At 36.5% G+C, this 18,361-nt stretch carries 18 protein-coding genes, 2 tRNA genes and 1 pseudogene; 11 read left to right on the top strand and 10 right to left on the bottom strand.

The window, feature by feature from the left end; genetic code table 11:
• The first annotated feature begins 34 nt into the window (after positions 1–34).
• Both HX124_RS07995 and aqpZ read left to right on the top strand, forming a co-directional pair.
• Positions 35–1,045, top strand: a complete 1,011-nt coding sequence (locus HX124_RS07995; RefSeq protein ID WP_107007202.1) for an AraC family transcriptional regulator — start codon at positions 35–37, stop codon at positions 1,043–1,045.
• A gap of 83 nt (positions 1,046–1,128) precedes the next feature.
• Positions 1,129–1,821, top strand: a complete 693-nt coding sequence (aqpZ, locus tag HX124_RS08000; RefSeq protein WP_286382996.1) for an aquaporin Z — start codon at positions 1,129–1,131, stop codon at positions 1,819–1,821.
• Positions 1,822–1,907: 86 nt separating this feature from the next.
• Here the strand turns inward: aqpZ and HX124_RS08005 are convergent, their stop codons facing one another.
• The 3 genes from HX124_RS08005 to HX124_RS08015 all read right to left on the bottom strand — a co-directional run bounded on the left by HX124_RS08005 (position 1,908) and on the right by HX124_RS08015 (position 5,621).
• Entirely contained in the window at positions 1,908–2,153 is a 246-nt protein-coding gene (locus HX124_RS08005; protein ID WP_107007204.1) for a hypothetical protein, read from the bottom strand.
• A gap of 71 nt (positions 2,154–2,224) precedes the next feature.
• Positions 2,225–3,340, bottom strand: coding sequence for a DNA/RNA non-specific endonuclease (locus HX124_RS08010; RefSeq protein ID WP_286382995.1), 1,116 nt, complete (start codon positions 3,338–3,340; stop codon positions 2,225–2,227).
• Between the two features lie 400 nt (positions 3,341–3,740).
• Entirely contained in the window at positions 3,741–5,621 is a 1,881-nt protein-coding gene (locus HX124_RS08015; RefSeq protein ID WP_107007206.1) for a potassium transporter Kup, read from the bottom strand.
• 122 nt (positions 5,622–5,743) lie between these two features.
• On the opposite strand from HX124_RS08015, the gene HX124_RS08020 reads away from it, so the two are divergent.
• The 3 genes from HX124_RS08020 (at position 5,744) to HX124_RS08030 (ending at position 6,815) form a co-directional block, all read left to right on the top strand.
• Positions 5,744–5,833 (top strand) — tRNA-Ser (locus HX124_RS08020).
• A gap of 425 nt (positions 5,834–6,258) precedes the next feature.
• Positions 6,259–6,486 (top strand): hypothetical protein, encoded by a 228-nt coding sequence (locus tag HX124_RS08025; RefSeq protein ID WP_107007276.1) that lies wholly within the window; start codon positions 6,259–6,261, stop codon positions 6,484–6,486.
• 253 nt (positions 6,487–6,739) lie between these two features.
• Positions 6,740–6,815: transfer RNA gene (locus tag HX124_RS08030), tRNA-Thr, on the top strand.
• A 67-nt stretch (positions 6,816–6,882) separates the two neighbouring features.
• Here HX124_RS08030 and HX124_RS08035 read toward each other — a convergent pair.
• The 3 genes and pseudogenes from HX124_RS08035 to HX124_RS08045 all read right to left on the bottom strand — a co-directional run.
• Positions 6,883–7,698 (bottom strand): annotated as a pseudogene (locus tag HX124_RS08035) (SAM-dependent methyltransferase); the annotation flags it as partial.
• 6 nt (positions 7,699–7,704) lie between these two features.
• Entirely contained in the window at positions 7,705–9,003 is a 1,299-nt protein-coding gene (locus HX124_RS08040) for an FAD-dependent oxidoreductase (RefSeq protein WP_286382994.1), read from the bottom strand.
• A gap of 452 nt (positions 9,004–9,455) precedes the next feature.
• Complete coding sequence (locus HX124_RS08045; protein ID WP_286382993.1) at positions 9,456–10,331, bottom strand: pirin family protein; 876 nt, start codon at positions 10,329–10,331, stop codon at positions 9,456–9,458.
• 306 nt (positions 10,332–10,637) lie between these two features.
• Here HX124_RS08045 and ycaC point away from each other — a divergent pair, with 306 nt between their 5' ends.
• Positions 10,638–11,264 carry an isochorismate family cysteine hydrolase YcaC gene (gene ycaC, locus HX124_RS08050; protein WP_286376111.1) on the top strand — a complete coding sequence of 209 codons (627 nt, stop codon included), beginning with the start codon at positions 10,638–10,640 and terminating at the stop codon, positions 11,262–11,264.
• A 108-nt stretch (positions 11,265–11,372) separates the two neighbouring features.
• On the top strand, positions 11,373–12,296 hold the full coding sequence (locus HX124_RS08055; RefSeq protein ID WP_286376112.1) for a LysR substrate-binding domain-containing protein: 924 nt from the start codon (positions 11,373–11,375) through the stop codon (positions 12,294–12,296).
• 125 nt (positions 12,297–12,421) lie between these two features.
• Here the strand turns inward: HX124_RS08055 and ahpC are convergent, their stop codons facing one another.
• Together ahpC and HX124_RS08065 are read right to left on the bottom strand one after the other, a co-directional pair.
• Positions 12,422–12,985 (bottom strand): alkyl hydroperoxide reductase subunit C, encoded by a 564-nt coding sequence (ahpC, locus tag HX124_RS08060; RefSeq protein ID WP_286376113.1) that lies wholly within the window; start codon positions 12,983–12,985, stop codon positions 12,422–12,424.
• 167 nt (positions 12,986–13,152) lie between these two features.
• Positions 13,153–13,617, bottom strand: coding sequence for an Lrp/AsnC ligand binding domain-containing protein (locus HX124_RS08065; protein ID WP_107007227.1), 465 nt, complete (start codon positions 13,615–13,617; stop codon positions 13,153–13,155).
• A gap of 136 nt (positions 13,618–13,753) precedes the next feature.
• Here HX124_RS08065 and HX124_RS08070 point away from each other — a divergent pair, with 136 nt between their 5' ends.
• From HX124_RS08070 to HX124_RS08080, 3 genes are read left to right on the top strand one after another with little or no spacing between them, the layout of a single operon-like run.
• Positions 13,754–15,013 carry a D-amino acid dehydrogenase gene (locus HX124_RS08070; RefSeq protein ID WP_107007228.1) on the top strand — a complete coding sequence of 420 codons (1,260 nt, stop codon included), beginning with the start codon at positions 13,754–13,756 and terminating at the stop codon, positions 15,011–15,013.
• A 31-nt stretch (positions 15,014–15,044) separates the two neighbouring features.
• A complete protein-coding gene (gene alr / locus HX124_RS08075; RefSeq protein WP_286382992.1) occupies positions 15,045–16,157 on the top strand; it encodes an alanine racemase in 1,113 nt (370 codons plus the stop codon).
• 12 nt (positions 16,158–16,169) lie between these two features.
• Positions 16,170–16,529, top strand: a complete 360-nt coding sequence (locus HX124_RS08080) for a RidA family protein (RefSeq protein ID WP_286382991.1) — start codon at positions 16,170–16,172, stop codon at positions 16,527–16,529.
• 38 nt (positions 16,530–16,567) lie between these two features.
• Here HX124_RS08080 and HX124_RS08085 read toward each other — a convergent pair whose 3' ends face one another.
• Positions 16,568–17,209, bottom strand: a complete 642-nt coding sequence (locus tag HX124_RS08085) for a TetR/AcrR family transcriptional regulator (protein ID WP_286382990.1) — start codon at positions 17,207–17,209, stop codon at positions 16,568–16,570.
• 123 nt (positions 17,210–17,332) lie between these two features.
• Here HX124_RS08085 and HX124_RS08090 point away from each other — a divergent pair, with 123 nt between their 5' ends.
• Positions 17,333–17,797, top strand: coding sequence for a hotdog fold domain-containing protein (locus HX124_RS08090; protein ID WP_286382988.1), 465 nt, complete (start codon positions 17,333–17,335; stop codon positions 17,795–17,797).
• A 194-nt stretch (positions 17,798–17,991) separates the two neighbouring features.
• Here the strand turns inward: HX124_RS08090 and HX124_RS08095 are convergent, their stop codons facing one another.
• Positions 17,992–18,150: a hypothetical protein gene (locus HX124_RS08095; protein ID WP_286382986.1), complete on the bottom strand. Its 159-nt coding sequence runs from the start codon at positions 18,148–18,150 to the stop codon at positions 17,992–17,994.
• Between the last annotated feature and the right edge of the window lie 211 nt (positions 18,151–18,361).

An 18,361-nucleotide genomic window follows, 5' to 3' on the forward strand; every position in this document is an offset into this window, starting at 1 on the left:
ATAAATTCACCATTATTATTTGAAAATAAAAAATATGTTACAAACTAAAGACTATTCTGGGACCGTGTATGGAGGTTTAGGACAACTTCTTTATGTATATGCCCAAGCAAAAAATCTAGACATTTCCGAAAAATTAAAAAGCGTTCAAAATCGTGAACGCTTTGAATTTCAAATCTGGCGTGAGCTTTTAGATGAAATCAATCAGCAAGTACACAGTCCTGCACTTGGCTTAGAAATTGCGGAATATGTTCAACCTAAACATTTGGGGATCATTGCCTATATTACCCAATCATGTGACACCTTAGGTGAAGCACTCACACGTTATTATGATTTTCATCGCTTAATCTATGATGGTGGACCACTCAAAGTTGAAGTTCAAAATGAATCTGTTTCAATTCGTTGGGAAGTTTTACCTGTCCAACTGACCACACAAATTACAGATGAAATTGCACTGGCGTTATTGGTTCGTTTTTTACGCCTTTATATACAGCTTGAATATATTCAAATTGAACAAGTGAACTTTATTCAGCCAGCACCTAAAAATACACGTATATATCAGGAATTTTTTAACGCACCCATTCAGTTTTCTCAGCCCAAAGTTGAACTACTTTTACCCTTAAAACTATTTTCAGCGCCTTGCAAAAGCCCTGATTCGACTTTACATCAAATCATGATGCAACAAGCCAAAGAGCTGCTCAATAAACTACCTGACGGCACACAACTTGATGAACGTCTGCAACAAAGTATTCTCAAAGGTTTACAAAAAAATAATTATCAAATAGAAACGATTGCCACACAATTAAAGATGTCGGTTCGACAACTACAACGACATTTACAACAACAAAACACCACGTATCAGGAGCGTGTTCAAGAGATCCGCCAATTACTCGCCACACAATATTTGCAAGATCCGCATTTAAGTTTACATGAAATTGCAATCTTATTGAGTTATTCAGAACAAAGTGCATTTCAACGTGCATTTAAACTTTGGTCAGGTCTTACGCCGCATCAATGGCGAAAAAATCAAGGAGAAAAAACGAAATAACACGGATGCAAAAACAAAAAGTGTGATATAAATCACAAATTAAAACTAAAGAACAAAATTTGACAAAACAATAGGCAAATTAAATGAATAAATATCTAGCAGAGTTTTTAGGGACCTTTTGGCTTGTTTTTGGTGGATGTGGCAGTGCTGTGCTTGCTGCGGCTTATCCAGAATTAGGCATTGGGTTTGCAGGTGTAGCACTTGCATTTGGTTTAACTGTACTGACAGGTGCTTATGCTTTTGGGCATATCTCAGGTGGGCATTTTAACCCTGCTGTCAGTGTTGGTTTATGGATCGGCGGACGGTTTGATGCCAAAGACTTAGTCCCATATATCGTTTCACAAGTGATTGGTGGTACTGTTGCTGCGTTTATTTTATATATTATCGTGCAGGGACAAGCGAACTTCGCAGGTGTAGGTGGCTTTGCAAGTAATGGTTTTGGTGATTTATCCCCAAATAAATATTCTATGCTTTCAGCACTGATCATTGAAATTGTGCTGACAGCTTTCTTTTTAATCGTCATTATGGGTTCTACTGACAAACGAGCACCTGCTGGATTTGCACCGATTGCAATTGGTTTAGCACTCACACTAATTCACTTAATTAGCATTCCTGTTACAAATACATCAATCAACCCTGCACGTAGTACTGCTGTTGCATTCTTTGCACAAACGCCAGCACTTGGTCAATTATGGTTATTTTGGGTTGCACCTATTATTGGCGCTGTAATTGGAGCAATTATTTATAAAGTTGTGGGCGGCGAACAACAAAAGTAATGCCGTTATACTCGCGAACCCAACTCGCAAATACAACCATTAAAAAAAACCTGCATCACGCAGGTTTTTTTAATCTGTAAAATATTTTAAAGAAATGGATTTTCAACCTCACCTTCAACTTGGGTGGTTATTTTTTCTGGTAAATCTGTTTCTTGTTCCAAGGTTTTTACAATTTCATTGAGATAAGCCTGTAAAGCTTTTGCCGCTTTTAGCCCCTCTTGGTCTTTGGTCACTTGTAAATTACCATAAATATTAATTCGGTCTTCATCATTTTCCAAAGTTAAATCATGAATTGAATGAGATTCAGTGCCATTTTCAAAGGGTTTAAACATTTTTTCTTCTCATCTTTATAAGTCATCTCATGAGAAAAGTATAAGGACTTTTCTCATTTAAGCGAGTTAGATTACTTTAAAATTTGTAATAAATATTGCAGTAATACATCTACCAATTGTTTAACTAAAGACTCTTGAACTTGCTCGTCAATCTTGGGCACGTTTCCCTGAGCAGGTGCCGACGATGATGATGAAGACTGGCTATTAGATGTACCATTTGCAGGTTGAAATTGTTTCTGCAATGTCTTGATCTGATCAGCCGATACACTTGGTGCACACTGGCTTTCAGCATCCCAATGTGAATATTCAACTTTGCCTGTTGCTTTCACTTGGCTAGAATTTAAAGGTAATTTATAGGTATTACGCTTTTGTTCTTCAGTCAATTGAGGAAATAAGTTGATACCTAACTGTTCTTCTAGATAACAAACACTGACGATGTTGACTTTCAAGCTATTATCATTAGGTGCGTAATAAGCACCAATTACACCCTGTTTAGGAATATAAATTGCCTTGAAAACGGCGCTTGGAACAATGACACCTTTACCAATGGTTTTTAATTTTTTACCTGAAAATACTGGACCTGTGACCACATAAACATCTTTCTTTTGTTTAGTCACAATCGCTCGAGTTGCTTCCTCCAACTCACGCCAAATCTGTTGATTATTCTTTGGTGCTTGCGGCACCATATTTGCCAAAGAAAAACTATCATGTTGCGAAGCTTTATCTGGCATATCCGCATTCGGTGACATATGCCCACGGTCATAACCTGACCCTTTATAGTCAGACAATAAAGCACGATGACTTAAACTGACACGTGTTTCTTCATGAAAACTATCTTCACGTTTAATTTTTTGACTCAAACGTTCAGGTGATAAATGTTCGGCTGTCCAAAGAGGTGTTTTAGAAACACCTGAATACATCACATTAAATCCATTAAAACATAATGGATAACTATTTTTTTGTAAGCTTTCTTTGACGAGAAATGGTGGTTCATCTCGATAAAATTGTTTTAAGCATTCTGTTGAGTTTGAACCAACAAAGGGAATGTATTGAGCTATTTTCTCTTGACCAAATGCAATTGCGAAACTGCCTGTAGCAACTAAGCCCAAAATTACTTTAACCACTGAATTATTCAACAAATCTTTCCCTAAATTACGAGTCTTACTACGACGTTTTTTGCGTGCCATATTATGATCACTTGAGTATAAATTAGCTTATCAGGCTAATTTTCAGAAAGGAATATGCTGAATTTTCAATTGAATAAATTTTCTATCATTCTTCATCACAAAAAATACAAAAAAATGAATATTTTGTTGCCTTTACCCAAGGCTTTTTTGAGTGAATTTATGTAGTTAGTGATATTGAATTGAAATTCACAGAATGATTATGACATTTTCAATATCTCAAATCTATTCTCAAGCGCCACAAAATGTCGCATAACTTTAAAACAAAGTTAAAAATAATTAAAGTCTTTATCATCGGTTTTGAGCCATTGTATTTAAAGGCTCGACCAAACACAGCATGCCAAAACAAAAAAGCCAAGAAGCGGATCTTCTTGGCTTTTGATTTTAAAAAATAAAAATATAATCAAATCTCGATTTGACTTCCCATTTCCACGACACGGTTTGGAGGAATCTGGTAAAAATCACTTACAGGACTCGTGTTACGTTGCATTGAAATAAATAATTTTTCACGCCAAGGCGCCATACCATCACCGATTGTATGAATGAGTCGATCACGAGAAATAAAGAAGCTAATCTGCATCATGTCATATGGAATACGTAATTGACCATACGCTTGCTCAAGCGCTACAGGAATATTCGGCTGATCTTTAAAACCATAATAGACAAAAATCTGCTGAAAACGATCATCTAAGACTTCAACCCGAATACGCTCTTGATCCGTCACATAAGGGACATCGCGTGTGATCACAGTGACCATAATATTGCGTTCATGAAGCACTTTATTGTGCTTAATATTATGCAACATGGCATGAGGCACAATATTGGTATTTCCTGTTAAAAAAATTGCTTCGCCTGGTACATAAATGGTTTCCTTACTGAGGCTAACGCTTTTAATAAACAAACTCAGAGGTAAAGCTTCTTTTTCAAGCTTCCCATAAACAATTTCTCGACCATCTTTCCATGTCATCAAAATCGTATAAACGATCGCGCCAATCAAAATCGGCACCCATCCACCTGATACAATTTTTAATGATGTTGATGCTACAAAAATAAAGTCAATCAATAAAAATGGAATCGCAAACAGTAAAACCTTCCAAAGCGGCCAACGCCATAAACCATACGCTAACACTGAAATTAAAATCGTACCGCATAGCATAGTCATGGTTACAGCTACACCATATGCACTGGCAAGATTGGCACTATTTTCAAATAATAAAATCAAAATCAGAACGGAAACAAACAATACCCAATTAATAAAAGGTAAATAAATCTGCCCTTGTTCAACATCTGATGTGTGGTGTACGGTTAATCGAGGTAAATAACGCAATTGAATTGCCTGATTGACCATTGAAAAAACACCTGTAATCACTGCTTGTGATGCAATCACTGCTGCGGCTGTTGCCAGTCCAATCATGGGGTATAAAGCCCATTCTGGAATCAACAAATAAAAAGGGTTTTCGATTGCAGAAGGGTCACGCAAAAGCAGCGCACCTTGACCAGCATAATTTAACAATAGCGAAGGTAAAACCACAGCAAACCATGCAACTTTAATAGGTAAACGCCCAAAATGCCCCATATCTGCATAGAGTGCTTCACCCCCTGTCATTGTTAAAATCACTGCCCCCATCGTTAAAAATGCAACATAGGGTTGATGAAAAATAAAATGCAGCGCCCAGTGTGGGCTGATCATGGTTAATACGAAGGGAGTTTGACTGATGCTCCAAATCCCAATCACACCAATTGACACAAACCAAGCTAAAGTAATAGGACCAAAAAATTTCCCCATAGTCCCAGTACCATGGCGTTGTACAAGGAATAATGCGGTCAAAATACCAATCGCAAGGGGCATGAGCCATTTATTAAATACGGGTGTTGCAATACTTAAACCCTCAATTGCAGATAATACTGAAATCGCAGGTGTAATGATGCCGTCACCAAAGAACAGTGATGCGCCAATAAATCCTAAAGCAATGAGATAAATCTTTTTATTGTCAGCGATACGATTTGAACGTAGATTCAGTGCTAACAATGACATGATACCGCCTTCACCATTGTTATCAGCACGCATAATGATGGTGACATATTTAAAGCTGATGGTGAGCATCATGCACCAAAAAATCAGCGATAAAATACCTAATACAGATGCTTCTGAAATCGCCAGATGGGCGGTTAGAAAGCATTGTCTTAAAGCATACAAGGGACTGGTTCCAATATCCCCAAACACGACACCTAATGCAGCTAAGGTGATGGCAGGTAATGCCGCTTTTTTTGCAGTACTTTGCATAAATGAGTCTTCATTTGTAGACACTATTTTTTCGCAATCATATCACTGCAAAAAAACTTTTGCTCTAAATCAATTGTTTCAACTTGGCAGAATTGATTTTTTTAGTTATTATCGCTCGCCTTGGTGAGGTGTCCGAGTGGCTGAAGGAGCACGCCTGGAAAGTGTGTATACGTTTGCGCGTATCGAGGGTTCGAATCCCTCTCTCACCGCCAAATATCAAAGAACTGCACTCCAAAGCAGTATCGAAAGGCTTGAATCTAAAGGGTTCAAGCCTTTTTTAATGTCAAAAATTTAGGTTTTTATTTACGCTATTGAAGCCAATCATCAGAAAAACACCACCAATATCTAAATTTATAAACTCAAGAAAACCTAAGATTCAACATATAGATACAAATTTTTAATTTTAAAAACTGATTTAAATGACAAGAAAATTGCATAAATTAACGATATTAACTTGATTAAAATAAATATTTTGTTATTAATCAAGAAAGAGAGCATTTATACCTCATAGGAGAATCATCGAATATTTCTATTCAATATCATTTAGATGCAATGTTGAGCCACTACGATGAAAGATGCAGTATCAACAGTTGATGAAGCACATAGAACACGTCGATTCTGGTATTCGGGAGTCATAATGAATAACAGCACAAATTATGTAAAACAACTCAAAAATGCTAAACGTGGCGGATATACCCCTACTATTGCGAAGGATATTAATAAACATAAAATTCAAAAGGCGATACGCTTAATTGAACAATGGAGAAAACTTGCAAATGAGCTTAAACCCCAAATGCAAATTGATATGGCTTTAACTTTAGAAGAATGCGCGCAGGATTTAGATCAAATTTTAAGGAGTAAATAAAGATAAAATGATACTCATGATCCATTCCAATCACTTTTATTTAAACCCTAGATCTTAATTCATTGACCTTATATAGCACTTAAAATATCCACTATATAAGGTCTTCTCACCGCAAAATGCGCACTAAATAATCTATTTAGACTTTTAGGATCAATGATTTACTACAAAACTAGAGAAAAATTTAAAAAAATATTTAATTGGTTATTTTTTGGCTTGCATTTCTGTCATTTTTCTGTAAAATTCTCGCCACGTTGCCGGCATAGCTCAGTTGGTAGAGCAACTGACTTGTAATCAGTAGGTCCACAGTTCGAATCCGTGTGCCGGCACCACTTTATACTTAACCTCGCTTTTTAGTGAGGTTTTGTTGTTTTTAGCCTCCGCAATATATTTTACATTTTTATGTGCGCTGATTTGCACATACTGAATCAGACCATCTTTAAATAATTTTTCACATAATCGCGCTGTCATTTGAATTTTAATATTGTCTAAAGATGTCAACTGAGTATCAGCAGCTTTGATATATTGTGAAAATCCGTGTAATACTTGTTCAGAAAGATCAATGATTTGAATATGTTCAAACCCACAATTCGATATGATTTTTTCAGTATTTTTCTGATTTTCTAAATTTTGAATTTTAATATCAGCCGATTTAAGTAAATAACGATATTTTTGTTGTTCAAAATGTGAAAGTTGCTGCCATTTTTCCGATAACATTAAATAGTGAAAACCCAAACGTCCTTTTGAATTTAAAACGTCATGTATTGCATTTAGAAATGAATTTAAATTGCTATGATAAGCAGCATCAATACATAAAATGACATCAAAATAAGCAGTTGGAAAAATATTTTTTAAATTTAAAAATGAAGCACAATAAAGCTTAATCTTTGAATTTAAATTTTCTTGTAAAAACGCAATACATTTAGCTTGTACATCAACCGCACTAATATCCTGAATTTTATATTTATTTTGCCAATTTAACAGACTAGCTCCCTGTCCACAGCCTAAATCTAAAAGTTTATCTTTTGAATTTAAAACAACAGCATGCGCCAATTGATCTGCTAATTGGCAACATGCTTGTGGATATGACTCCGTTTCAGGTGTCCAATATCCTAAATTCGTCCAAGCATAAACAGCATGATCACCTAATTTTTTTGCATTAATCGCATATTTATGTTGTGACAATTGTTGCTGTAATGCTTGAAACCATTTCATTGAAAATTAATAACCGAGTTGGGGAGCAACCTCAACTTTAGGTTTTAAACCCACAAATGGCAATGGCGCACCAAAAGTTTGTGCGATATGCATTGCAGAAGTGACGGCTGACTCTAAAATTGGTAATCCATCGCATGACCAAGAACCACAATAGAACACCTTACGATTCGCTTGCTGATGTCGTTGCTGCAATTCTTTATTCAATGCCACAGTATCTGAATTTACCACTGCACGGGTCAACGTCACACTAGAAATCACTTTTTTCGCATCGATTTCAGTTACAGGTCGCCATGTCTGAAAAACAGGTGATTTACCGACTAAACTTGGCTCTACCGAGTTCAACCAAACTGTAAATTGTTGCTTGGTAAACTTACGATCCATCATATAACTGAGTACACACCAGTCTTTACGATTAGGCGGCATGACACTCGCATCGGTATGCATCACCAATTCGCCTTGCTCAAATTTAAATTGTTTTAACAAAGCAATATCATCTGCAAATTGTTCTTTATTTAAAAAATCTTCAATCTTATTGGTTGGTGTTGCCACAATGACACGGTCAAAATGAAATTGCTCACCCTGTATATTTTCAACTAAAACTCGTTCGCCTTGTTCTTCAATTTTTGAAACTGCTGAGCTGCTGTGAATGTCGATACCCTCAACAAGTTTATCGACTAATGCAGGAGTACCGCCTTGTAAACGTAATAAAGCATCACCATCTGTCAGTTGTCTTAAAAAAACCAATAATGGTTTTGCTGGCCACTCACCAATCGTTTTTGGATCACAGGTACAAATGGTATAAAGCACAGGCATCACTGCACCATGCCAAAACACTTCTTCAATGTCATTGTGGTTAATAAATTCGGCTAAGGTAATGTCTTGATTCTTCGATTTAAAAAACTGATGAATCGCAGTTTTGAGCTGTAACATCCCTTTGACTAAACGCCAACCGTATTGCTTAATGCCTTTACGATTATTAATGATCGGAAAATTTCCAATGCGTGTACGAGATGTCGTTAGCCATGTTTCTGTTTTGTCTTCAAATAACCAACTACACGCCATAAATGTGCGCACAGGAAATGTTTTTATTCCCAAGTATGCAGCAAGACTTAAAGTATTTTCCCATAAGTGTGGATTCATGACTCTTAAAGGTGCATCGATCAAACCACCTTCAAATTCAATACTGTGGCTATCCATTCCACGACCAGGTAAAGCTTCAAAAAGAGTAATGTCATGTCCTGCATCTTTCAGAATTCTTGCAGTAGCAAGCCCTGCCATGCCACTACCAATCACTGCAATATTCAAAGTTATTATCCGAGAGTTAACTATTTTTTTTATTATGAATGAAGGCTTGTAAAAATAGGCTATTAAAAAGTTCCAGTTTTTCAGGTTTTTCACAAATCAAAAAAGTGCGCTAGCGTATAAAAAAATTCAATATTACTTTTTGTTACGCAATACCATAAGCCATTTTATTTAAACAATTTTTTATTAATTTTAAATAAAAATCATTTAAAAATATAAAGATAAATTATTTTTTTTACCTTTCGTTCTATTTACAAACAAAAAAACATTGATTATGATGATTTACATAAATGATAACTACTTCACAAATTTTACTTCGGTAATCTGTGAAATGTATAAAGAAAACTTACAGCGTGAAAGGGCTTCTATAGTGTGGGATAGAAGCCCTTTTTTTTATCTTGAAATAAGCCGCAAATTTTCATAAAAAAAGCGGATTATTCAATCCGCTTTTTAGCTTATGCTTCAACAGAAATTTCGCCAAATTTACCTTGGTTAAAATCATTAAATGCTTTCATGATTTCAGCTTTGGTGTTCATGACAAAAGGTCCATAACCTTGAATGGGTTCATTGAGTGGCTGACCTGTTAGCACCAAAAATTTCACATCTTGTACAGCTTCAAGTTGGATGTGTGCTTCACCATCATTTGCAAACAATACAATAGAGTTATTTTGTACAGCTTGATGACCATTAATGAGCATCTCACCCTCTAAAACCACAACCAATGTATTGTGATCTACAGGTACATGTACATGTGTTTGATGTCCTGCTTTTAAAGTTCCATCCCACACATTGACTGGACTAAATGTTGATGCTGGACCTGCATGATCCATCAACTCACCTGCAATCACACGCATATGTCCCGCACCATCTTCCAACTCAATTACAGGAATTTGCTGTGCTTCAATCGCCTGATATTTTGGTGCTGTCATTTTGTCTGCCGCAGGTAAATTAACCCAAAGCTGTACCATTTCAAACAGTCCACCTTTGGCAGCAAACTCATGTGAATGAAATTCTTCATGCACCAGTCCTGCACCCGCAGTCATCCACTGTACATCACCTGTTTTAATGGTTCCGCCGCCACCATGTGAGTCTTTATGTTCAACTTCACCATGATACGCAAGTGTCACTGTTTCAAAACCACGATGTGGGTGTGAACCTACGCCATGCTGTGCTGTGGTCGGATCAAAATGGTAAGGCGCTGCATAGTCCAACAGTAAAAATGGACTGATTGCCTGACCTAAACGATCGTAAGAAAATAGATTTCTTACAGGGAAACCATCACCAACCCAATGCATGTGTTGATTGCGATATACACCTACAACTTTTTTCATCTTATTGCTCCTATCTATAGGGCTTAATATGAATCCATCATAATATTTTTAAAGGTGTGATACTGCTACGATATTGATATTGAGCTTCCTATTATTGAGATAATGATTATTTTCAATCATAAAAATAAAGCAAAAAAGTAAAAATAATCACTATTTAATCAAAATATCCTATATTTGAGATAATTCTTCTCATATTAGGTCTTCATTTTGCAATCACCTATGGCTATGATCAATTCAGTACGGTACAACGCAACTTTGCACATCCGTGCATTTTGACTAAAAAATTTACTTTCTGAGGATACAACAATGGGAAAACAATACGTTCGTTTAGATAAAGACAATGCTGCGGTTTTATTAGTAGATCACCAAACAGGCTTACTTTCATTAGTACGTGACATTGATCCAGATAAATTTAAAAATAATGTATTGGCACTTGCAGCAGCAGCAAAATATTTCAACCTTCCAACCATTTTAACCACCAGTTTTGAAGATGGTCCAAACGGTCCTTTAGTTCCTGAACTGAAAGAAATGTTCCCAGACGCACCTTATATTGCTCGTCCTGGTCAAATCAACGCATGGGACAATGAAGATTTTGTTCAGGCTGTTAAAGCAACAGGCAAAAAACAATTAATTATTGCGGGTGTTGTTACAGAAGTTTGTGTGGCTTTCCCTGCGCTTTCTGCACTTGAAGAAGACTTTGATGTCTTTATCGTCACTGATGCATCAGGTACATTTAATCATTTAACACGTGATGCTGCATGGGATCGTATGTCACAGGCAGGTGCTCAACTCATGACTTGGTTCGGTACATCTTGTGAGTTACACCGTGATTGGCGTAATGACATTGAAGGTTTAGGTGCATTATTTGGTGCACACATTCCTGACTATAGCAACCTGATTCAAAGCTATGTCAAAAACACTGAGAAAAAATAAATCTGTGTTGTAGATCAATAGCCTTCAACTGAAGGCTATTTTTTTCAAAATAAAAAATATGCAGTCAATGTTATACTTTTTTACAACTGTCCAAAGCCGAGATCTGTCATGTATTCTTTTGATGATTATTACTATTTTTATTTGGTGGTAAAACATGGCGGATTTAGTGCGGCAAGTGAAGCGAGTAATATCACCAAATCTAAACTCAGTCGTCGTATTTTGGAACTGGAAAGCAAGTTCAATGTCCGTTTGATTGAACGCTCAACACGACATTTTAAAGTGACTCAACTCGGTGAGGAGTTTTATCAGGCATGTTGCAAAGTCATTGCAGAAGTAGAATGCGCTGAAAGCGTCCTGCTACGTCAGAAAAGCGAACCACAAGGGCTGATTAAAATCAGTTGCCCTGCCCTGATGATGCATTTTCAGATTCGCCAACTGCTGAATCAGTTTTTAAAAGAATATCCTAAAGTTGAAATTGAACTGGAATTAACCAGTCGTCGGGTCGATCTGATTCATGATGATATCGATCTGGCAATACGTACCAATTTTCAAGCCAATGAAGACTCAAGTCTGATAGTACGTGACGTCATTAAAACTACGCATTGTCTGGTTGCCAGTCCTGAACTTTTAAAAAATCAAAAAGTGGAACAATTTACCGATTTACATCTGTTGCCCAGTATTGTGCTGGGGACACAAAAACCACAATATCAATGGCATTTACACAACCTCAAACAGCATGAAGAAATTATGATTCCTCTCACGCCACGTATGAAATGCAATGACCTTGCTGGGGTCTATTACGCAGCCAAAGATGGTTTAGGTATTGCAGATTTGCCTTATTTGGCAGTTGAAGAAGATCTGAAAAATGGTGATTTAATTCATGTTCTACCTGAATGGTGTTCCAATATTGGTACGGTGCAGTTGGTGTATGCCTCACGTAAAGGTCAACGTCTGGCAATGGAAAAACTGATTGATCATTTAGTGGAAGGTCTACGTCAACTAGCAACTGAGCATCGTGGCTATTTGACATAGTCTTATTTAAATTCGTTTTATTGAAATACACTGAATAAACATAAAAAATCCAGAAACATTGTTCTGGATTTTTCAAATTTAAATACGATGTTTTGAAGCTGACGATATTTTAAAGCAGATTGAGCTTAGATTTTACCAATCAAATCAATCGAAGGTGCAAGTGTCGCATCACCTTCTTTCCATTTTGCAGGACAAACTTCACCAGGATGTGCATGAACATATTGAGCTGCTTTGACCTTACGTAAAAGCTCTTGTGCATCACGACCAATACCACCTGCATTGATTTCAATGATCTGAATTTTACCTTCAGGATCAATCACAAAAGTACCACGATCAGCCAAACCTTCAGCCTCGATCAAGACTTCAAAGTTTTTTGCCAAAGCCCAAGTTGGATCACCAATCATTGGATATTGGATTTTTTTGATTTCATCTGAATGGTCATGCCATGCTTTATGCGTAAAGTGGGTGTCGGTTGATACTGAATAAATCTCAACGCCCATTTTTTGGAATTCAGCATAATTGTCGGCTAAATCACCTAATTCTGTTGGGCAAACAAATGTAAAATCGGCAGGATAGAAAAATACAACTGACCATTTACCAAAAAATTCTTTTTCAGAAACTTCGATGAACTCGCCATTTTTATATGCTGTTGCGTTGAATGCTTTAACTTCAGTATTGATTAAACTCATGTCGTATTCCTTCAGTTCGTTTCAGGGATTGCTTGTCTGTGAAACCAATATACGAAAGAATTTAAAATCGGTAAAACAGTAGTTTTTAATAAAAATGATCTGTTTTTTAGATCAAATAGACTTTATAAAATAAGATCATTCACAAAATAAGCAGAATATCTGACTGTTTAATTCAAATTGAGATATAAACTTTCTTTTACTTCCTCCATCACAACATAGCTGTGAGAAGAAGCCGAAGCAGGCAATTTTTTTAATAAATCTCCCAACAAACGACGATATGCGCCCATTTCTTTTAAACGTGCTTTGACCAAATAATCAAACTCACCTGAAATAAGATGACATTCTAATACTTCTGGTACTTCAGTTAAGCTTTTCGCGACCTGATCAAAAACATCACCTGATTTTGCAGATAACTTAATTTCTAAAAAAACCAATAAATTACGATCTACAGCAGCAGGGTTTAAACGTGCATAGTAGCCCATAATAATCCCATCACGCTCTAAGCGTTTCACTCGCTCTGAACAGGGTGTTGTAGATAGGTTGACTTTCGATGCCAACTCACTAATTGCGATTCGTCCATCCTTTTGTAAAATGTCTAAAATCATACAATCTATACGATCTAGCTTACGCATCATTTATTTCCTGTTTTTAGATTTTTTGCGAGAAAAACTATTATTTCACCTAAATTATAAGCCTTAAAATAGTGAAATAAACTATTAATTCATTCATATACTAGTGAAATAAACTAGATGATGAAAGGAATGAATTATGCATGTCCTCGTACTTGGAAGTGGTGTTATTGGGGTCGCTAGTGCATATTATCTAGCAAAACAAGGTGCTCAAGTGACTGTCTTAGACCGCCAGTCAGGTCCAGCAGAAGAAACTAGCTTTGGCAATGCTGGGCAAATTTCACCAGGCTACTCCACTCCATGGGCAGCACCAGGAATTCCATTTAAAGCAGTGAAATGGATGTTTCAACATCATGCACCTTTAGCTATTAATATTGATGGCAGCATGTGGCAATTGCAGTGGATGGCACAAATGCTGAAAAACTGTAATCCCAACAGCTATGCCATTAACAAAGAACGTATGACTCGTGTTGCAGAATATAGCCGTGATTGTTTACGTGAACTGCGCAAAGAAACAGATATTCATTATGAGCATCGTTCTAAAGGAACTTTACAAGTCTTTCGTAATGAAGCACAACTCGAAGCAGTACAGCGTGATATTCAAGTCTTAAAAGAGTGCGGTGTAAGCTATGAACTATTAGATGCTGACAACCTTGCAAAAGTTGAACCTGCACTTGCGCATGCAAAAGATAAATTAGTGGGTGGTTTACATTTACCCAATGATGAGACTGGTGATTGTTACTTATTTACCAATGCTTTAGCCAAAGCAGCACAAGACTTAGGTGTAGATTTTCAATTTAATCGCAATGTAGAAAAACTGATTGTAGAAGGCGATGAAATCAAAGGTGTATTGGTAGATGGTCAAATCATAAAAGCTGACCGTTATGTTTTGGCTTTTGGGAGTTATTCACGTGACTTTTTACGTCCTTTAGCACTTGATTTACCTGTCTATCCTGTCAAAGGTTACTCTCTGACACTGCCTATTACTCATCCTGAGTTTGCGCCACAATCTACAGTTTTAGATGAAACTTATAAAATCGCAATTACTCGTTTTGACCAACGTATTCGAGTTGGAGGTATGGCTGAGTTAAGTGGTTTTAATCTCGGCTTAAAACAAACACGCCGTCAGACTTTAGAAATGGTCACACAAGATTTATTTCCAGGTGGTGATTTAGCACAAGCTTCTTTTTGGACAGGTTTGCGTCCAATGACACCTGACAGTACGCCAATTATTGGTGCGACTCGCTACAAAAATTTATTTTTAAATACAGGTCACGGTACTTTAGGTTGGACGATGGCATGCGGTTCAGGCAAATTGATTAGTGACATTGTTTTACGTCATCAACCTGACATCAGTACGGATGGTTTATCACTGCAGCGTTATGCCCACGTGGCTTAATCCTTAGCACTTCATACATGGAGCGTATGTTATGCCTCGCCCGATTTATGCCATTATTCACCAAGATGCTTTGGCGCATAATTTAGCAGTTGTTCGCAAAACTGTTCCTCAAAGTAAGGTCTTTGCTGTAATCAAAGCCAATGCTTACGGACATGGTATTGAACGTGTTTATAATGCTCTTCAATCTGCAGATGGTTTTGCTTTATTAGATTTTGATGAAGCAAAACGCTTACGTGCTTTGGGCTGGCAAGGTTCGATTCTCTTATTAGAAGGTATATTTTCAGCACAAGATTTATTTGACTGTGTTCAATATAATCTAAGTTTTACCTTACATAGTCAGCATCAAATTGACTGGCTATTGCAACATTCCCAAGCGGCTCAGTTTAATGTTTTTCTGAAAATGAACAGTGGTATGAACCGACTTGGTTTTGCCCCTGAACAATATCATGCGGTTTGGCAACAGTTAAAATCCTGTGACAAAGTCCACTCTATTACCCATATGATGCATTTTTCAGATGCAGATGCTGAGCGTTTTGGTCAAAATGGTATTGCCCATCAGTTACACATTTTTGAACAAATCACCCAAGATTTAGCAGGTGAAAAATCATTAAGTAATAGTGCTGCGATTTTGCGACATGCGCATTTAGATACAGACTTTGTTCGTGCAGGCATTATGCTCTATGGTAGCTCACCTGACTTCCCACATCATGGTATTCAAGATTGGGATTTAAAACCCACCATGACTTTAAAAAGCGAAATCATCGCAATTCAAACATTAAAACCGCAAGACACCGTCGGTTATGGTTCGCATTTTCAAGCAGAAAAAACTATGCGTATAGGCATTGTAGCGTGTGGTTATGCCGATGGTTATCAAAGAATCTCAGCCACAGGCACACCTGTTTTAGTCAATGGTCAACGTAGCCAAACCTTAGGTCGCATCAGCATGGACATGCTTGCTGTTGATCTGAGTCATCTCGAAAATGTCAGCATTGGTAGTGAAGTGGTTTTATGGGGCAAAGCACAAACAGGGGAAATTCTTCCGATTGATGAAATTGCAGCAATGTCAGGAACCATTGGCTATGAATTGATGTGTGCTATTACCAACCGAGTTCATTTTCAAATAGACCAATCCAGTCAAACTTAAGGAAAAGACACAATGAATCATACAGATATTCAATACTTTAACTGTACAGAAGTGATGAGCGCGATTACTGTTTTTAATCAAACTGTCTATTTATCAGGTCAAGTACCCACCGATACAGATTTAGATATTACAGCTCAGACTCAACAAGTGCTTGAAAAAATTGATCAACTTTTGGCTTTAGCCAATACAGATAAATCTCGTTTATTATCGGCTCAATTATTTATTAAAAATTTGGCTGATTTTAACAGCGTAAATGCGGTTTGGATTGAATGGCTACACGGCTGCAATACACCTGCACGCGCAACCATCCAAGCCGATTTAGTCAATCCCGACTGGCTCATTGAAATCTCAGTTATAGCAGCAGCAAAATAAATCATAACAATATAATAAAGTGCATGAGCCAACTAGTTTTAGCTTACTTCCACACAGCTTTCTGAAAAATTAACAATATTATTCCATGCTGTTTTTGCGAGTATTTTTTTATAATTTTGTGGTGAAGTTTTGACTTTATTTGACACCCATGCACGACAATAATTTTCTGCCACACCAATGACCAAAGACAATAATAACTCTCGTGGAATATCAGTTAGAAGATGAAATTCTTTCTGTTGTTGGAACCATTGTAATAAATATTGATTACGCAAATGATTACGCTGTTGCAAATCTGGATAAAGTGAACTTTGTTTTAATGCAAAACGAGCTGCATACAAAAAACGGGCAAAGTCAGGATAATTAACCACCCAATCTATATAACTTTCCACAATTGAGATAATACCTTGTTGCATATTTTCTGCTTGCTTTAAAGCATCTTCACGACGCTGTGCTTGGTCGTCTAAAGCTGCAAAAAATAAAGCTGCAACGATACCTTCTTTATTTTTAAAATGATGATAAATTGCGCCAACACTCGCATCTGCCCGTTCACGAATCATTTCGATACTTGTTGTTTCCACGCCATTTTCTAAAAAACAAAGCAAAGCTTGTTTAAGAATTTGACGTTTTAATTCTGCTCGTTTTCCTACATAAATTCGTTCTAATAATTCGATATTTTCCATTAATTTTTAATTCCATCCGCTAACTTTGACCAATTTTAAGCAGAATATGTCTGCCGAGCCAATAACAGAATATTATTCTGTATTAAAATCATCATCTGTATTCAATGAAAATGGGAAATAACAATGAGCCAAGCACTTAAACTATGGAATAGCTTTAAAAATAAACCTGCTGGAAAATGGACATTCTCCAAACTAATCTGTTTAAAAGCACCTTACTTCAGTAGTATTTCACCTGTCTTTGAACAACTTAAACCAAATTATTGCGAAATCAAAATCAAGAAACATCGTGCTGTCCTCAATCATATTGGTACAGTTCATGCAATTGCAATGTGTAATATGGCAGAACTCGCAGGTGGAACAATGACCGATGCCACGGTACCCTCTACACATCGTTGGATTCCTAAAGGCATGACGGTTGAATATCTAAAAAAAGCCAATACCGATTTAGTCGCAATTGCTACGCCTGTCGATGCAAATTTCCAATGGAATCAAGGCAGTGATTACTTGGTTAATGTTGAAGTCAAAGATACAAAAAATGAAACTGTGTTTAAAGCTGTGATCACGATGTGGGTGTCAGCAAAGAAATAATGCTCTTCCCGATCTCCTTTGCAACACAAAGGAGATTCTTTAGGTGGTCTACATGATGATGATTTAATTTGTACAAATATTCCGTGCATAATAAGAAAGTTGATCCGCCATTAGATAGATTTCTTGTTGATATTCATCATCGTAATAAGACGCTGAGCCATCAATTGCAATAAACATATCAACAAAAATTTCAACTAATTTTTTGGAATATAATCCTTTGCTCGATACTCAGCATCTATATCTTTTAAAAGTTGAATCATTTCTGCAAAAAGCACTTCATCCATTCCTTGACGTTCATGAAGCTTAAGTGAGAAATCTAACCATATTTGTATAAACTGATCTATTTTATCCATTTTTTATTTTCTCATTTCTTTATTTCCCCAATAAAAAACCCTCTGCGTTCGCAAAGGGTTTTGATAATGACTTGCTGTTTTAATCAATTAGAACGGTTAACTATATAATATGAATATAAAATCAATATAATTAATAATACAATCAAACACTTAATTGATTATAAATACAATTTCTATTTAAAAAAATGTATTTATGCCAAATTTGAGCATT

The sequence above is a fragment of the Acinetobacter sp. 226-1 genome (genome assembly GCF_030329325.1).
GTDB lineage: Bacteria > Pseudomonadota > Gammaproteobacteria > Pseudomonadales > Moraxellaceae > Acinetobacter > Acinetobacter sichuanensis.

What these genes read in the sequence shown, in the direction of transcription:
- HX124_RS08045 (WP_286382993.1), bottom strand. Translation starts at nt 10,331, where the DNA reads ATGAAAAAAGTTGTAGGTGTATATCGCAATCAACACATGCATTGGGTT.
- HX124_RS08055 (WP_286376112.1), top strand. Translation starts at nt 11,373, where the DNA reads ATGTATTCTTTTGATGATTATTACTATTTTTATTTGGTGGTAAAACAT.
- HX124_RS08085 (WP_286382990.1), bottom strand. Translation starts at nt 17,209, where the DNA reads ATGGAAAATATCGAATTATTAGAACGAATTTATGTAGGAAAACGAGCA.
- HX124_RS08005 (WP_107007204.1), bottom strand. Translation starts at nt 2,153, where the DNA reads ATGTTTAAACCCTTTGAAAATGGCACTGAATCTCATTCAATTCATGAT.
- HX124_RS08095 (WP_286382986.1), bottom strand. Translation starts at nt 18,150, where the DNA reads ATGGATAAAATAGATCAGTTTATACAAATATGGTTAGATTTCTCACTT.
- aqpZ (WP_286382996.1), top strand. Translation starts at nt 1,129, where the DNA reads ATGAATAAATATCTAGCAGAGTTTTTAGGGACCTTTTGGCTTGTTTTT.
- HX124_RS07995 (WP_107007202.1), top strand. Translation starts at nt 35, where the DNA reads ATGTTACAAACTAAAGACTATTCTGGGACCGTGTATGGAGGTTTAGGA.
- ahpC (WP_286376113.1), bottom strand. Translation starts at nt 12,985, where the DNA reads ATGAGTTTAATCAATACTGAAGTTAAAGCATTCAACGCAACAGCATAT.
- HX124_RS08080 (WP_286382991.1), top strand. Translation starts at nt 16,170, where the DNA reads ATGAATCATACAGATATTCAATACTTTAACTGTACAGAAGTGATGAGC.
- HX124_RS08015 (WP_107007206.1), bottom strand. Translation starts at nt 5,621, where the DNA reads ATGCAAAGTACTGCAAAAAAAGCGGCATTACCTGCCATCACCTTAGCT.
- HX124_RS08010 (WP_286382995.1), bottom strand. Translation starts at nt 3,340, where the DNA reads ATGGCACGCAAAAAACGTCGTAGTAAGACTCGTAATTTAGGGAAAGAT.
- alr (WP_286382992.1), top strand. Translation starts at nt 15,045, where the DNA reads ATGCCTCGCCCGATTTATGCCATTATTCACCAAGATGCTTTGGCGCAT.
- HX124_RS08090 (WP_286382988.1), top strand. Translation starts at nt 17,333, where the DNA reads ATGAGCCAAGCACTTAAACTATGGAATAGCTTTAAAAATAAACCTGCT.
- HX124_RS08070 (WP_107007228.1), top strand. Translation starts at nt 13,754, where the DNA reads ATGCATGTCCTCGTACTTGGAAGTGGTGTTATTGGGGTCGCTAGTGCA.
- HX124_RS08025 (WP_107007276.1), top strand. Translation starts at nt 6,259, where the DNA reads ATGAATAACAGCACAAATTATGTAAAACAACTCAAAAATGCTAAACGT.
- HX124_RS08065 (WP_107007227.1), bottom strand. Translation starts at nt 13,617, where the DNA reads ATGCGTAAGCTAGATCGTATAGATTGTATGATTTTAGACATTTTACAA.
- ycaC (WP_286376111.1), top strand. Translation starts at nt 10,638, where the DNA reads ATGGGAAAACAATACGTTCGTTTAGATAAAGACAATGCTGCGGTTTTA.